The sequence below is a fragment of the Streptomyces sp. NBC_00466 genome (assembly GCF_041433995.1).
Lineage (GTDB): Bacteria > Actinomycetota > Actinomycetes > Streptomycetales > Streptomycetaceae > Streptomyces.
Genome location: NZ_CP107896.1, coordinates 4,953,526 through 4,967,053, shown reverse-complemented (window position 1 = coordinate 4,967,053; position 13,528 = coordinate 4,953,526). Strand labels below are relative to the sequence as shown.

Sequence of the window (13,528 nt, the reverse complement as noted above, 5' to 3'; positions counted from 1 at the left end):
CCCGGCAGTGGAATCGAAGCATGACCAACGAACCGAAGAAGACTGGTGAGCCGGACACCCTCGATCCCAACGCCCTCGATCCCAATTCCCTTGAACCGGTGGCCGATCCCGCCGTATCGGTGGTCGGTCCGGACGACGGCGAGACCATCGTCCTGGGCACCACACGGCTGCGCATCCTCGAAGACGGCAGCAACACCGGGCACCGCCTCGGGCTCGCCGAATCCGTCCTCGCGCCGCACACACCAGGACCGCCGCAGCACCGCCACGCCCAGCACGACGAGAGCTTCTACGTCCTCTCCGGCACGGTGCGGTTCACGGTCGGCGAGAAGGAGTACGACGCGACGGCGGGCACGCTCGTGGTGGTACCGCCCGGGGCTCCGCACACCTTCGCCAACATGACCGGCCAACCGGCCGTCATGCTCAGCACGTTCACCCCGGACCTGTATGTGCAGTACTTCCGGGACCTGCAGGACATGATCGCCGCCGGCCAGGCACTGACTCCAGAGGCACACGTCCGGACAATGAGCCGCTACGCCACCGAGCCGGCCTGATCCAGGATCCAAACGAAAGGCGCTAGTCCAGCGGGCGCGAAGTGGGGCGACGCCACGTCCTGGCGGCGACGTACGTGGTCACCGCTACCGCGGCGGTCCCCGTACAGGCGCAGGCGCCGAGAACTGCCAGTGAGCCGGTACGGAGCGACGCCGCCAGCAGGCAGACCCAGGCCACTCCCAGGACGACCATGAGCCAGATGTCCGCCCGGCGTGGCTTTCGGCGTCCGGCCAGCGGCCGCAGTTCAGAAGCGGACAGGCGACGGTCAAGTTCCGGGTCCCGCGCCAGCGATGCCTCGATTTCGGAGAGGATCTGCTGTTCGTCCTTCGACAGCGGAGGTCCGTCCACCACGGCCACCTCCACACATGGGCAGGCTGTTCGATACCTCTTCTCCGGGACTGTCACATCCAGTTTAAGACGGTTTGCGATGCGGTCCGACCCGGGGCAACGTCAGCTGGGGCCGCCGTGCCGGCCGAGGGTCTCCACGGGGGTCGCGCCGGGGCGGGTCCACTGCGGCACGGGCCGGCCGGTCGGCCCCCAGGTGGCGATGCCGTCGGCGTCCGTCCGCCAGTACCAGCAGATCGGCGCGCCATGGCCACCCACCGGCGAACCGGCCTGAGGCGCCTCGGGCCAGCCCTCCGGGTTGTCCTGCCACGCCTCGCGGCGGCCGTAGGGCGTCATATCGAGCAGGCCGAGGGATCCGGCGACCGGCTCGTTGCCACGGCCGGTCGTGGAGTAGGTGAGGAACACGCGGTCGCCGTCGCGCAGGAAGCACATGAGGTGCCCCATGTCTCCGCCGATCGGCGCCTCCACGTCCCGCACCGAGTACCAGGGCTGGGTGTAGCCCATGAACTCGACGTAGGGCGCCACCTCGTCCCACGAACCTGTGGTCAGGATGGCGAACGAGACCCCGCGGGCGTTGAGGTAGACAGCGTCCTTCAGGTGCCAGGCCGCCAGGGTGCAGCCCTCGCACTGCCCCTGGTGCGGCGCGCCGTCGTACCACATGTGCTGGTAGACCACGAGCTCGTCGCGGCCCTGGAACAGGTCCAGGAACTGGACCGGGCCGTCGGGTCCGACGACTTCGGCCGTCCCGTCGAGCTCCACCATCGGCAGCCGGCGGCGGGCCGCGGCGATGGCGTCGCCCTCCCGGGTGTGGGCCTTCTCGCGGACCAGCAGCTCGTCACGGGCGGCCTGCCAGGCGGCCTGGTCGACCACGGGCGGCCGGCCGGGCAGCGCGGTGGTCGGGTCGTTCGGCGTGGGCGTCATGGTGGCCTCCGTGGTGCCTCGTGCGTGGTGTCCCGCGCAGGGTGTCCCGTGCGTGGAGTCTCGTGCCGGGCGGCGTCGTACGACGTTCTCCAACGCTCACGACGCTCACCAGGGCAGACTCGCGAACCGGCCGGAACTCATCGCGACACGGGGCATCACCTTCCGGTCCGGCCTCCCTATGACTGAGGGCCTCATGACCGAGGGGCCCCATGACTGAGGACCTCATGACTGAGGGCCCCGCCCCCGCCGGAGCGGGACCGGGGCCCTCAGTCATGCAACGGGTCACGCACGAGTCGTGCAACGAGCCACGCACGAACCATGCAGCAGCACTCGCGCCAGGTCAGCAGCCCAGCAGACGGCCGCCGAGGTACGACTGGATCTGGTCCAGCGACACCCGCTCCTGCTTCATCGTGTCGCGCTCGCGCACCGTCACCGCGTTGTCGTCGAGCGTGTCGAAGTCGACCGTGACGCAGAACGGCGTACCGATCTCGTCCTGGCGGCGGTAGCGGCGGCCGATGGCGCCCGCGTCGTCGAACTCGATGTTCCAGTTGCGGCGCAGGTCGGTCGCCAGGCCCTTGGCCTTCGGCGAGAGCTGCGGGTTGCGGGAGAGCGGCAGGACCGCGACCTTGACCGGCGCGAGGCGCGGGTCGAGGCGCATCACGGTGCGCTTCTCCATGACGCCCTTGGCGTTGGGCGCCTCGTCCTCGATGTACGCGTCGAGCATGAAGGCCAGCATCGCCCGGCCGACACCCGCCGCGGGCTCGATGACGTACGGCGTCCAGCGCTCGCCCTTCTCCTGGTCGAAGTAGGAGAGGTCGGTGCCCGACGCCTTGGAGTGCGCACCGAGGTCGTAGTCGGTGCGGTTGGCGACGCCCTCCAGCTCGCCCCACTCACTGCCGCCGAAGCGGAAGCGGTACTCGATGTCGGCGGTGCGCTTCGAGTAGTGGGAGAGCTTCTCCTTCGGGTGCTCGAACCAGCGCATGTTCTCCTCGCGCATACCGAGGTCGCGGTACCAGTTCCAGCGCTGCTCCATCCAGTATTCCTGCCACTGCTCGTCCTCGCCCGGCTTGACGAAGAACTCCATCTCCATCTGCTCGAACTCACGGGTGCGGAAGATGAAGTTGCCCGGAGTGATCTCGTTCCGGAAGGACTTGCCCATCTGCGCGATGCCGAACGGCGGCTTCTTGCGCGAAGTCTGCTGCACCTGGCCGAAGTTGGTGAAAATACCCTGGGCCGTCTCGGGGCGCAGGTAGGCGACGGAGCCGCTGTCCTGGGTCGGGCCGAGGTGGGTGGAGAGCAGACCCGAGAAGTTCTTGGGCTCGGTGAAGGTGCCCTTGTTTCCGCAGTTGGGGCAGTTGAGGTCGGCAAGGCCGTTCGCAGGCGCGTGGCCGTGCTTCTCCTCGTACGCCTCCTCCAGGTGGTCAGCGCGGAAGCGCTTGTGGCAGGAGGTGCATTCGGTCAGCGGGTCGGAGAAGGTCGCGACATGGCCGGACGCCTCCCAGGTCTCGGAGGCCAGGATGACCGACGAGTCGAGACCGACCACGTCCTCGCGCGCGGTGACCATGTAACGCCACCACTGGCGCTTGAGGTTCTCCTTCAGCTCGACACCCAGCGGCCCGTAGTCCCAGGCGGCACGCTGACCACCGTAGATCTCACTGGAGGGGTAGACGAAGCCACGGCGCTTGCTCAGGCTGACGATGGTGTCGATCTTGTCGGCGGCCACGGTGCTCTCTTCATTACGACGATTGCGAACAGCGGAATACCTCAGGTTACCGGCGGCTGCACCCCCCGGATCAAATCGGTTCCCGGTTACTGCCGGGATCGTCCGCAGATCCGCCCGGGATCGTCCGCAGATCGACCCCGGCGCGGTCGCAGATCCGCCCCGGCGCGGTCGCCGGACGGTCCCGCTGCGGTCGCCGGCCATCCCCGGAGAGGCCGCCCCCAGACCCACCCCGGAACCCCTTGTTGACAATCGTTTCCACTTTTGTTGAAAATGACTGTCATGAACGTACGACGCCTCATACCCGCCACAGCCGTCTCCGCAGCGGTCGCCGCCGGACTGGTCGCCCTCTCCGCCTGTTCCGGTTCCGCCGCCGGCCACAAGGACGGCAAGCTGCACGTCGTGGCGTCGTTCTATCCGCTCCAGTACCTGACGCAGGAGATAGGCGGCGACCACGTCTCCGTCACCAACCTGACGAAGCCGGGCGTCGAGCCGCACGACCTCGAACTCAGCCCGAAGCAGACCGTCGCCCTCTCCAGTGTGGACGCGATCATCTACCTCAAGGGCCTCCAGCCCGCCGTCGACGAGGCGATCAAGCAGTCCGGTGTGAAGCACACCGCGGACGCCGCCTCGATGACCACCCTCGAAAAGCACGGCACCGAGGTCGACGGCCACCACCACACGACCGGTGACAACGACTCCCACTCGGAGAGCGAAGCCGGGCTCGACCCGCACATCTGGCTCGACCCGGTGCGGTTCGCCCAGGTCGCCAAGGGTGTGGACAGGACACTCACCGCAGCGGACCCCCAGCACAAGGCGGACTACCGCAAGAACACCGACGCGCTGGTGAAGAAGCTCGACGCCCTGAACCAGCAGTACGCGAACGGGCTGAAGAACCGCACCTCCGACACCTTCGTCACCACGCACGCCGCCTTCGGCTACCTCGCCGAGCGCTACGGCCTCACCGAGGAGGCCATCAGCGGGATCGACCCGGAGAGCGAGCCCAGCGTCTCGCGGATGAAGGACCTGCACAGCCTCGCAGTGAAGCACCACGTCAACACGGTCTTCTTCGAGACCATCGCGAACCCCGATACCGCCAGGACCCTCGCGGGTGACCTGCATGTGAAGACCGGCGTGCTGGATCCGCTGGAGGGGATCACGGACAAGTCCAAGGGCCGCGACTACATCCAGGTCATGCAGTCCAACCTCGCCGCGCTCCAGAAGGCGCTCGGCGCCAAGTGACCCCGCCGACCGCCCGCCCGCCGGTACCCAGTACCGCATCCAGCACCGCGCCCGCGACCACACCGGAGGCACGCGCCATGGACATCGAACAGGAACCCGTCATCTCCGTGCGTGGCGCCACGGCCGCGCTCGGCTCGCGCCCCGTGCTGCGCGGTATCGATCTCACCGTGCACCGCGGCGAGGTCGTCGCCCTCCTCGGCGCCAACGGGTCGGGCAAGTCGACCGCCGTACGCGCGGTGATCGGACAGGTCCCGCTCACCGGCGGCTCGATCGAACTCTTCGGCAGCCCGCTGGGGCGGTTCAGGCAGTGGGCGCGCATCGGTTACGTACCGCAGCGCACCACGGCCGCCGGCGGGGTGCCCGCGACGGTGCGCGAGATCGTCTCGTCCGGCCGGCTCGCCCGTACGAAGCTGCGGTGGCCGTCCAGGGCCGACCGCGCGGCCGTGGCCCGCGCGATCGAGCTGGTGGGGCTCAGCGACCGCGCGGGCGACTCCGTGGGCGCGCTCTCCGGAGGCCAGCACCAGCGGGTACTGATCGCGCGGGCGCTGGCCTCCGAGCCCGATCTGCTGATCATGGACGAGCCGATGGCCGGGGTCGACCTGGCCAGCCAGGAGATCCTCGCCTCGACGCTGCGCGAGCAGGTGGCCGCCCGGACGACGGTGCTGCTGGTCCTGCACGAGCTGGGCCCGCTGGAACCGCTGATCGACCGCGCCGTAGTCCTGCGCGACGGCTGCGTCACGCACGACGGCCCCCCGCCGGAGGCCCTGGGGCAGCATGCCCTGCCGGGCCACGACCACGTACACCCGCACGCGCCGGCCGGGCCGGCCAGGACAGGACTGCTGAGCTGATCATGGAACTTCTCCAGAGCCCCCTGATGCAGCGGGCCTTGCTCGCCGCCGTCCTGGTCGGCATCACCGCCCCCGCCATCGGCATCTACCTCGTCCAGCGCCGCCAGGCCCTGATGGGCGACGGCATCGGCCACATCGCCATGACCGGGGTCGGCCTCGGCTTTCTGCTCAACTCCAGCCCGGTGTGGATGGCGACGCTGGTCTCGATCGTCGGCGCCGTCTCGATGGAGCTGATCCGCAGCTACGGCCGGATGCGCGGCGATGTCGCGCTGGCGATGCTCTTCTACGGCGGTATGTCGGGTGGGGTGCTGCTGATCAACCTCTCCCCGACCGGCTCGAACGCCAACCTCTCGTCGTATCTCTTCGGCTCGCTCGCGACCGTCTCGCAGAGCGATGTCACCGCGATCTGCATCCTGGCCGCGTTCGTGATCCTGGTGACGCTCGGGCTGCGCAGGCAGCTCTTCGCGGTAAGCCAGGACGAGGAGTTCGCCCGGGTCACCGGGCTGCCGGTACGGCTGCTCAACCTGCTCATCGCGGTCACAGCGGCCGTCACCGTCACCGTCGCCATGCGGGTGGTCGGGCTGCTGCTGGTGAGCGCGCTGATGGTGGTCCCGGTGGCGGCGGCGCAGCAGCTGACGAAGTCGTTCGCGGTCACCTTCGTACTGGCCGTGGTGATCGGTACGGCGGTGACGCTCTCCGGCACCATCACTTCCTACTACCAGGACGTCCCGCCCGGAGCGACAATTGTGCTGCTGGCCATCCTGGTCTTCGTGGCACTGACCGCGCTCGCCGCGCCCCTGGCGAGGCGGCGCGCACGGGCCGCCTCGGCCGCGGAGGCCGAGTCCGGTCCCGTCCCGGCGGCGCGGCGGCCGGTGGAATCGGCCGGGACCTGACGGAGCTGGCACAATGGCCCGACACATGGGCGGGCGACGCACGGCGAGGAGGCACCTGTGACCGCGGGAGCACCAGTACGAGGCCGGTCGACCCGGCAGCGCGCCGCGGTGGCCGCGGCGCTCGACGAGGTGGACGAGTTCCGCAGTGCCCAGGAGCTGCACGATGTGCTCAAGCACCGGGGCGACTCGGTCGGGCTGACCACCGTCTACCGCACACTCCAGTCGCTGGCCGACGCGGGCGAGGTCGACGTGCTGCGCACGGGCGACGGCGAGTCGGTGTACCGGCGGTGCTCGACCGGTGAGCACCACCACCACCTGGTCTGCCGCACCTGCGGCAAGGCCGTCGAGGTGGAGGGGCCCGCGGTGGAGAAGTGGGCGGAGACGATCGCGGCGCAGCACGGGTATGTGAACGTCGCGCACACGATGGAGGTCTTCGGGACCTGCGCGGAGTGCGCGGGGTCCGCGACGGAGAGCTGAACCGGAGAGCTGAACCGGGGCCTGTCGTCAAAGTGCCGCCGGACGGGCTCGATGTCTTCGAGCCCATCCGGCGGTCGTTGGCCGAGAGCGCGGTCCGGGGCCGGACCGCGTACTGATCAGGCGGTCGTTGTCGTCTCCTCGATCGCGCCGCCGAACCGCCGGTCCCGCTGGGCGAATTCGAGGCAGGCCCGCCACAGGTCGCGGCGGTCGAAGTCCGGCCACAGGACGTCCTGGAAGACCATCTCGGCGTACGCGCTCTGCCAGATCAGGTAGTTGGACGTGCGCTGCTCGCCGCTCGGGCGCAGGAAGAGGTCCACGTCCGGCATGTCCGGGTAGTAGATGTACTTCGCGAAGGTCTTCTCATTGACCTTCGCCGGGTCCAGCTTGCCCGCCGCCACATCGCGGGCGATGGCCTGTGCCGCGTCGGCGATCTCCGCGCGCCCGCCGTAGTTGACGCAGAAGTACAGCGTCATCGCGTCGTTGTCCTTGGTCTGCTCCTGCGCGACCTGGAGTTCCTCGACGACCGACTTCCACAGCTTGGGCATCCGGCCCACCCAGCGGATCCGGATCCCCAGCTCGTCCATCTGGTCCCGGCGCCGCCTGATGACATCGCGGTTGAAGTTCATCAGGAAGCGCACCTCGTCGGGCGAGCGCTTCCAGTTCTCGGTCGAGAAGGCGTACAGCGAGAGGTTCTTGACGCCCATCTCGATGCAGCCGTTGAGCACTTCGAGGACGGTGGCCTCGCCCACCTTGTGGCCCTCGGTGCGCGGCAGCCCGCGGTCCTTGGCCCAGCGGCCGTTGCCGTCCATGACGATCGCCACGTGGTTCGGCACCAGTTCGCCGGGGATCTTCGGCGGGCGGGCGCCCGACGGGTGCAGTTCGGGGGTTTTGTACTCCTGCTTGCTACGCCCCAGAATCCCGCGTCGTGCCATGTGCTCGTCTCCCTCTCGCTACTTCTCTACGTACTCACTGCTTCTCTGAGCACTCGCTGCTTCTCGGCGTGCTCGCTACTTCTCCACGTACCGCAACGAGCGCAGCCCGCGCTCCAAGTGCCAGTGCAGATAGGCCGATACGAGCCCGCTGCCCTCCCTGACGTGCCGCGGCTCGGCCGCGTCGGCCGTCGTCCAGTCCCCCGTCAGCAGTGCGCTGAGCAGCCCGACGGCCTCCGCAGAGGGTACGACGCTGCCGGGGACCCGGCAGTCGCCGCACACCGCCCCGCCGCCCGCCACGGAGAAGAACCGGTTCGGTCCTTCCAGGCCGCACTTCGCGCAGTCCTCGAAGCTGGGCGCGTAGCCGTTGACGGCGAGCGAGCGCAGCAGGAACGCGTCGAGGATCAGATTCGGGGCGTGCTCACCGCGGGCGAGGGTACGCAGCCCGCCGATGAGCAGCAAATACTGCTGGACGGACGGCTCACCCTCGTGGTCGGTGAAGCGTTCCGCCGTCTCCAGCATGGCCGTGCCCGCCGTGTAGCGGGCGTAGTCACTGACGATCCCGCCACCGTACGGAGCGATGGTCTCACTCTGGGTGCACAGCGGGAGCCCGCGCCCGATCAGCTCGCTGCCGCGCGCGAAGAACTGCACGTCGACATGGGAGAACGGTTCGAGCCGCGCCCCGAATTTGGACTTCGTACGGCGCACGCCCCGCGCGACGGCGCGCACCCGCCCGTGGCCCCGGGTCAGCAGCGTGATGATGCGGTCGGCCTCACCCAGCTTCTGAGTCCGCAGGACGACCCCGTCGTCACGGAAAAGACTCATGGGGTCCATTGTCCCGTACGCGCCGGGGTGCCGTACGCGGGGCGTCCCGCGCCCGCCCCCTCAGGCCCGGCGCCACTCCTCCCACACCTCCGTGAGGTCCGCGTCGACCGCCGGAGCCACCGTGTCCAGCAGCCTTACCTGCGCCCCCGGGCCCGCCAGGTCCGTGTGGTACGGGTGCGGCGGGCCGCCGGGGGTGGCGCCGAGGGCGGTGACCGAGCCGATGACGCGGTGCGCGCCGAGGATGCCGGGCAGCTCCCGGATGTCCGGGTCGCACAGGTCCAGGTCCTCGACCAGCAGGTCCTGGCCGTCGTAGGTGGCACGGGTCGTCGCCCGTACGCTGCCGCCCCGCTCCCCGGAGCGCCCGAGGACCAGGGTGTCGCGCCAGAGCATCCGGGCCCCGGCGGCCAGCGCGATCTCCATCGTGCGCCGGACGTCCGCGCCGGACGAGACCACGAACGGCTGGGCGTCCCAGGTGAGTTCGCCGCCCTCGGCGATGTCGACGCGGGCGTGCCAGGCCGATGTGCCGCCGCGGTGGTCGTACGCGACGAGCCCCGCCGGTTCGACGATGTGCAGCCGGGCGCCGGGGCCGACGGTGAGGCGCAGGGTCAGTGCGTCGCCCGCCAGGAGTCCGGCGCGGGTCCCGACCATGGCAATGTGCAGCCCGTCGGGCGCGGGCCACAGCGGGCGGGGGGCCAGAAAGGCGCCGGGTCTCAGTTCGCGGGCCAGGTGGCGGCCGGCCGCGTCGCGCTCGACAACGACGACCGTGGGGTCGGCGCCGCCGTCGTCGGGTCCGGTCACGGGTGACTGTGGCCTTCGCCGTCACCGTGGCTGTGGCTGTGGCTGTGGCTGTGCGGGGCCATCGGTCCCGGGTCGGTGGGCACATGGGTGCCGGACCGGTGGCGTACGAGCAACGCCCTGACCCAGTCGGCGAGTTCGGACACCGACGCCGTGTCGTGCTTGGACAGCGCGAGCACCCGGAGCCCGTCGCGGGCCGCCTCCGCGTCGGCGACCATCGCCGGGACGTCGACCTCCACATGGGGGGCGAGGTCGGTCTTGTTGATGACGAGGAGGTCGGCCCCGGTGATGCCGGGGCCGCCCTTGCGGGCCACGTCGCCGCCGCCCGCGACATCGATGCAGAAGAGCTGCGCGTCGGCGAGCGCCGGGCTGAACGTGGCGGTGAGGTTGTCGCCGCCGCTCTCGATGAGCACCAGGTCGAGCGGCCCGTACGCCTCTTCGAGGTCCTCGACCGCGTCGAGGTTGGCGCTGACGTCGTCGCGGATCGCGGTGTGCGGGCAGGCGCCGGTCTCGACCGCGCGAATGCGTTCGGTGGGCAGGACGCCCGCCGAGCGCAGGAAACGGGCGTCCTCATCGGTGTAGATGTCGTTGGTGACGACGGCCATGGAGAGTTCACTGGCGAGCGCACGGCAGAGGGTCGCCAGGATCGAGCTCTTGCCGGTGCCGACCGGCCCGGCGACACCGAGGCGCAGGGCCCGCGGCTGGTTCAGGGGTTCGTTGAAGTGCTGGTTGAGGGGCGGCTCCGGCGCGCGCTCGGCGGGCGGGAGCGGGTGCTCGGCCGTGGGGAGCCGGTGCTGGATCCGGGGGTCGTTCTCAGGCAAGGAAGAGTCTCCGTTCTCGTCGGTCGTGTTCGAGGGCCCACTCCTCGGTGAGCAGGCCGGCCCTGGCGGGCAGTCCGTCCGGTGTCCGTACGGCGACGGCCTCCGCGACCGCGGCGGCCGCGTCGGGTCCGGCGGCGAGGATCCAGGCCACCGAGTCGAGCGGGTCGCCGGGCAGCAGCTTCAGCGCGGCGGCGGCGACCGTCTGGAGCTCGTCGTAGACGACGCCGTACGCCAGCTCCTCGTCCGACACGTCGAGCACCGCGCCGAGCGCGCCCAGCGTGACGGGCCGCAGGGGGCGCAGGGACGGCGTGTGCGCGGTGGTGAGCGCCGTGACCGCCGGATGGCCGGGGGCGAGCCTGCGGGCGAGCCGGTGCACGCCCCGGCCGAGCGTCGCCGACGCCGCACGCATCGGCGCCACCGGCGTCCTGGCCGCGAGCGCCCGCTGTACGGGGGCGTAGTCCACCGGGTCCCGGCGCGCGGCCCGCAGTGCGAGCACCGCGGCGGCCGCCTCGGTGACGGTGGTGGTGTGCAGCCTGGCCCGCAGCAGTGCGGGGATCCGGTCGCGGGTGAGCCCGGCCGCCACGGCCGGTTCGAGCCCGGCGCTGTAGGTGTACGCGCCGACCGGCAGTCGTCCGTCCGCGAGCAGCAGGGGTGCGAGCCCGGATGTAGGCATCAGAACAGGCTGTACCGCTGGGTGAGCGGCAGCTCGGCGGCCGGGGCGGGCTCCACGAGCTCCCCGTCGATACGGATGGCGAAGGTCTCCGGGTCGACGTCGATCGCCGGGAGCGCCGTGTTGTTGGGCAGGTCCGCCTTGGTGAGGTGGCGGGTCGGCCGTACGGCGACCAACTCCCGTACCAGACCAAGCCGTTCGGCGAGACCGTCTTCCAGGGCCGCCGGGGAGACGAAGCTGACCGAGAGGTGCGGGGCCGCGTCGGCCGCCGCGCTGTGGCGGAGCAGGACCGGCTGCGTGGTGGGGATCGCGGCGTTGGCGTCGCCGAGCGGCGCGCTCACCACCATGCCGCCCTTGAGCACGGCGGCGGGCCTGATGCCGAAGAACGCGGGGTCCCAGAGCACCAGGTCGGCGAGTTTGCCGGGCTCGACGGAGCCGATGACATGGTCGATGCCGTGGGCGACCGCCGGGCAGATCGTGTACTTGGCGACATAGCGGCGGGCGCGTTCGTTGTCCGCGGGCAGCTCCGTGCCGCGGTCCCCGAAACGCTGCTTCATGGTGTGCGCGACCTGCCAGGTGCGGCAGATGACCTCACCGATGCGGCCCATGGCCTGGGCGTCGGACGAGGTGATGGAGAGGGCGCCGATGTCGTGCAGGACGTCCTCGGCGGCGATGGTGGTGGCGCGGATGCGGGACTCCGCGAAGGCCAGGTCCTCGGGCACCCGGGGGTTGAGATGGTGGCAGACCATCAGCATGTCGAGGTGCTCGGCGACGGTGTTCACGGTGTGCGGCAGCGTCGGATTGGTCGAGGCCGGCAGCACATGGGGGTGCGAGGCGACGGTGATGATGTCGGGGGCGTGGCCGCCACCCGCGCCCTCGGCGTGGAAGACGTGGATGCCGCGTCCGGCGATGGCGTCCAGGGTGCTCTCGACGTATCCGGCCTCGTTGAGGCTGTCGCCGTGCAGCGCGACCTGGAGCCCGTAGGTGTCGGCGGCGCGCAGGGCGGCGTCGATGGCGGCGGGCGTGGCGCCCCAGTCCTCGTGGACCTTGTAGCCGCCGGCGCCGCCGAGCGCGGCCTCGCGCAGGGACTCCTCGCTGACGGTGGAGCCCTTGCCGAACAGCATGATGTTGAGCGGGACCCGGTCCAGGGAGCGGTGCATCATCGCGAGGTTCCAGGCGCCAGGGGTGACGGTGGTGGCCTTCGACCCCTCGGTGGCCCCGGTGCCGCCGCCGATCACGGTGGTGGTGCCCGTGGCGAGCGCCTCGTGCAGCGTCTCCGGCATCAGGAAGTGGACATGGGTGTCGATGGCCCCGGCGGTCAGGATGCGCCCCTCGCCGGACACCACATCGGTACCGGGGCCGATCACCAGGCCGGGGTGGACACCGTCGCTCATGTCGGGGTTGCCGGAGCGGCCGAGTGCGACGATCCGGCCCGCCCGGATCCCGACGTCGGTCTTGACGACGCCCCAGTGGTCGAGCACCACGACATTGGTGATGACCAGGTCGAGGGCGCCTTCGGCGCGGGAGGTGGTGGCCTGGGCCATGGATTCGCGGATGGACTTGCCGCCGCCGAACACGGCTTCGTCGCCGCCGAAGCAGCGGTCCTCCTCTACCTCGATCCAGAGGTCGGTGTCGGCGAGGCGGATCCGGTCACCGGTGGTGGGTCCGTAGAGCGCCGCGTACGCGGCACGGGTCATCCGGGCCATCTCAGCCTTCCTCCGTCCGTGCCGTCGCCGTCGCGGGTTCGGTTGCCGTTGGTTCTGCGGGTGTGGTGCGGGCCGTGGGTGCTGTACGGGTGGGGCTCCCGGGCGGCACGAGTCCGGGGACCGACCGCCGCCCGCCGAGTTCGACCAGCGTCACCTCGGCGCCGACCCCGGGCTCGAAGCGCAGCGAGGTGCCGGACGGAATATCGAGCCTGAATCCCTCGGCCGCGACCCGGTCAAAAGAAAGGGCGGGATTCACGTCGGAGAAATGGAAATGCGAGCCGATCTGAATGGGCCGGTCACCGTCATTCACCACGTCGAGTCGCAATTGCATAAGGGTTTCATTGATTTCGAGTACGCCCGGCCCGGTCCGGATCTCTCCAGGAATCACGGGATCGGCGAGGTGATCGTGACGAGCTTGCGCCCGTCGGGGAAGGTCGCTTCGACCTGGACGTCGTGCAGCATCTCCGGGACGCCTTCGAGCACGTCAGCACGGGTAAGGACGGACCTGCCCGCCGTCATGAGGTCGACGACACGGGCACCTTCGCGGGCGCGTTCCATCGCCCAGCAGGAAAGCAGCGCCACTGCCTCGGGGTAGTTCAGACGTACGCCGCGTTCACGCCGGTCACGGGCGACCATTCCGGCGACGCTCAGCAGCAATTTCTCCGTGTCGGACGGAGTGAGAAGCATGGGAAACCTCCGTGGCGGCACTCTCCGGAATTCCCGGAATCGCCACAGCCACCTCCCTCTTATAAACCCATCGACGGCGCTGTGGCAACTTTCGGGACAC

Annotated in this window: 16 protein-coding genes; 5 read left to right on the top strand and 11 right to left on the bottom strand. The window is 70.2% G+C overall.

The features are described 5' to 3' along the window. Positions 1–20: 20 nt before the first annotated feature. Entirely contained in the window at positions 21–551 is a 531-nt protein-coding gene (locus OG210_RS22310; protein WP_328326391.1) for a cupin domain-containing protein, read from the top strand. Positions 552–573: 22 nt separating this feature from the next. On the opposite strand, the gene OG210_RS22305 is transcribed toward OG210_RS22310, so the two are convergent. From OG210_RS22305 to OG210_RS22295, 3 genes are all read right to left on the bottom strand, one after another. Continuing rightward, the gene (locus OG210_RS22305; protein WP_371538464.1) at positions 574–900 is read right to left on the bottom strand and encodes a DUF3040 domain-containing protein; all 327 of its coding nucleotides are present in this window, start codon (positions 898–900) and stop codon (positions 574–576) included. A gap of 99 nt (positions 901–999) precedes the next feature. After that, positions 1,000–1,815, bottom strand: a complete 816-nt coding sequence (locus OG210_RS22300) for a DUF899 domain-containing protein (protein ID WP_371538462.1) — start codon at positions 1,813–1,815, stop codon at positions 1,000–1,002. A 340-nt stretch (positions 1,816–2,155) separates the two neighbouring features. Next, positions 2,156–3,538: a glycine--tRNA ligase gene (locus OG210_RS22295; RefSeq protein ID WP_266857194.1), complete on the bottom strand. Its 1,383-nt coding sequence runs from the start codon at positions 3,536–3,538 to the stop codon at positions 2,156–2,158. Between the two features lie 279 nt (positions 3,539–3,817). On the opposite strand from OG210_RS22295, the gene OG210_RS22290 reads away from it, so the two are divergent. The 4 genes from OG210_RS22290 to OG210_RS22275 all read left to right on the top strand — a co-directional run bounded on the left by OG210_RS22290 (position 3,818) and on the right by OG210_RS22275 (position 6,995). Next, on the top strand, positions 3,818–4,777 hold the full coding sequence (locus OG210_RS22290) for a metal ABC transporter substrate-binding protein (protein WP_328326396.1): 960 nt from the start codon (positions 3,818–3,820) through the stop codon (positions 4,775–4,777). A 77-nt stretch (positions 4,778–4,854) separates the two neighbouring features. Continuing rightward, positions 4,855–5,625 (top strand): metal ABC transporter ATP-binding protein, encoded by a 771-nt coding sequence (locus OG210_RS22285; RefSeq protein ID WP_371540435.1) that lies wholly within the window; start codon positions 4,855–4,857, stop codon positions 5,623–5,625. A gap of 2 nt (positions 5,626–5,627) precedes the next feature. Next, positions 5,628–6,518 carry a metal ABC transporter permease gene (locus OG210_RS22280; protein ID WP_371538459.1) on the top strand — a complete coding sequence of 297 codons (891 nt, stop codon included), beginning with the start codon at positions 5,628–5,630 and terminating at the stop codon, positions 6,516–6,518. Positions 6,519–6,575: 57 nt separating this feature from the next. Further along, positions 6,576–6,995, top strand: a complete 420-nt coding sequence (locus OG210_RS22275; protein WP_327297680.1) for a transcriptional repressor — start codon at positions 6,576–6,578, stop codon at positions 6,993–6,995. Positions 6,996–7,111: 116 nt separating this feature from the next. Here OG210_RS22275 and OG210_RS22270 read toward each other — a convergent pair whose 3' ends face one another. The 8 genes from OG210_RS22270 to OG210_RS22235 form a co-directional block, all read right to left on the bottom strand. Continuing rightward, positions 7,112–7,927, bottom strand: a complete 816-nt coding sequence (locus tag OG210_RS22270) for an isoprenyl transferase (protein ID WP_328326397.1) — start codon at positions 7,925–7,927, stop codon at positions 7,112–7,114. 75 nt (positions 7,928–8,002) lie between these two features. Next, positions 8,003–8,749 (bottom strand): DNA repair protein RecO, encoded by a 747-nt coding sequence (gene recO / locus OG210_RS22265; RefSeq protein WP_266857187.1) that lies wholly within the window; start codon positions 8,747–8,749, stop codon positions 8,003–8,005. Positions 8,750–8,809: 60 nt separating this feature from the next. Next, a complete protein-coding gene (locus OG210_RS22260; RefSeq protein WP_328326398.1) occupies positions 8,810–9,547 on the bottom strand; it encodes an urease accessory protein UreD in 738 nt (245 codons plus the stop codon). Beyond that, positions 9,544–10,254 (bottom strand): urease accessory protein UreG, encoded by a 711-nt coding sequence (gene ureG, locus OG210_RS22255; RefSeq protein WP_328335414.1) that lies wholly within the window; start codon positions 10,252–10,254, stop codon positions 9,544–9,546. Before ureG ends, OG210_RS22260 begins: the two co-directional genes overlap by 4 nt. Positions 10,255–10,357: 103 nt before the next feature. Continuing rightward, positions 10,358–11,038 carry an urease accessory UreF family protein gene (locus tag OG210_RS22250; protein ID WP_328326399.1) on the bottom strand — a complete coding sequence of 227 codons (681 nt, stop codon included), beginning with the start codon at positions 11,036–11,038 and terminating at the stop codon, positions 10,358–10,360. Continuing rightward, positions 11,038–12,741: an urease subunit alpha gene (locus tag OG210_RS22245; protein ID WP_328326401.1), complete on the bottom strand. Its 1,704-nt coding sequence runs from the start codon at positions 12,739–12,741 to the stop codon at positions 11,038–11,040. The genes OG210_RS22250 and OG210_RS22245 overlap by 1 nt, the downstream gene beginning before the upstream one ends. A gap of 1 nt (position 12,742) precedes the next feature. Continuing rightward, positions 12,743–13,129 carry an urease subunit beta gene (ureB, locus tag OG210_RS22240; RefSeq protein ID WP_328326403.1) on the bottom strand — a complete coding sequence of 129 codons (387 nt, stop codon included), beginning with the start codon at positions 13,127–13,129 and terminating at the stop codon, positions 12,743–12,745. After that, positions 13,126–13,428, bottom strand: a complete 303-nt coding sequence (locus OG210_RS22235; protein WP_328326405.1) for an urease subunit gamma — start codon at positions 13,426–13,428, stop codon at positions 13,126–13,128. Before OG210_RS22235 ends, ureB begins: the two co-directional genes overlap by 4 nt. Between the last annotated feature and the right edge of the window lie 100 nt (positions 13,429–13,528).

Bases quoted from the DNA above. Each gene is read 5' to 3' on its own strand.
- OG210_RS22300 (WP_371538462.1), bottom strand. From the start codon at position 1,815: ATGACGCCCACGCCGAACGACCCGACCACCGCGCTGCCCGGCCGGCCG.
- OG210_RS22245 (WP_328326401.1), bottom strand. From the start codon at position 12,741: ATGGCCCGGATGACCCGTGCCGCGTACGCGGCGCTCTACGGACCCACC.
- OG210_RS22285 (WP_371540435.1), top strand. From the start codon at position 4,855: ATGGACATCGAACAGGAACCCGTCATCTCCGTGCGTGGCGCCACGGCC.
- recO (WP_266857187.1), bottom strand. From the start codon at position 8,749: ATGAGTCTTTTCCGTGACGACGGGGTCGTCCTGCGGACTCAGAAGCTG.
- OG210_RS22280 (WP_371538459.1), top strand. From the start codon at position 5,628: ATGGAACTTCTCCAGAGCCCCCTGATGCAGCGGGCCTTGCTCGCCGCC.
- OG210_RS22250 (WP_328326399.1), bottom strand. From the start codon at position 11,038: ATGCCTACATCCGGGCTCGCACCCCTGCTGCTCGCGGACGGACGACTG.
- OG210_RS22310 (WP_328326391.1), top strand. From the start codon at position 21: ATGACCAACGAACCGAAGAAGACTGGTGAGCCGGACACCCTCGATCCC.
- OG210_RS22270 (WP_328326397.1), bottom strand. From the start codon at position 7,927: ATGGCACGACGCGGGATTCTGGGGCGTAGCAAGCAGGAGTACAAAACC.
- OG210_RS22235 (WP_328326405.1), bottom strand. From the start codon at position 13,428: ATGCTTCTCACTCCGTCCGACACGGAGAAATTGCTGCTGAGCGTCGCC.
- OG210_RS22290 (WP_328326396.1), top strand. From the start codon at position 3,818: ATGAACGTACGACGCCTCATACCCGCCACAGCCGTCTCCGCAGCGGTC.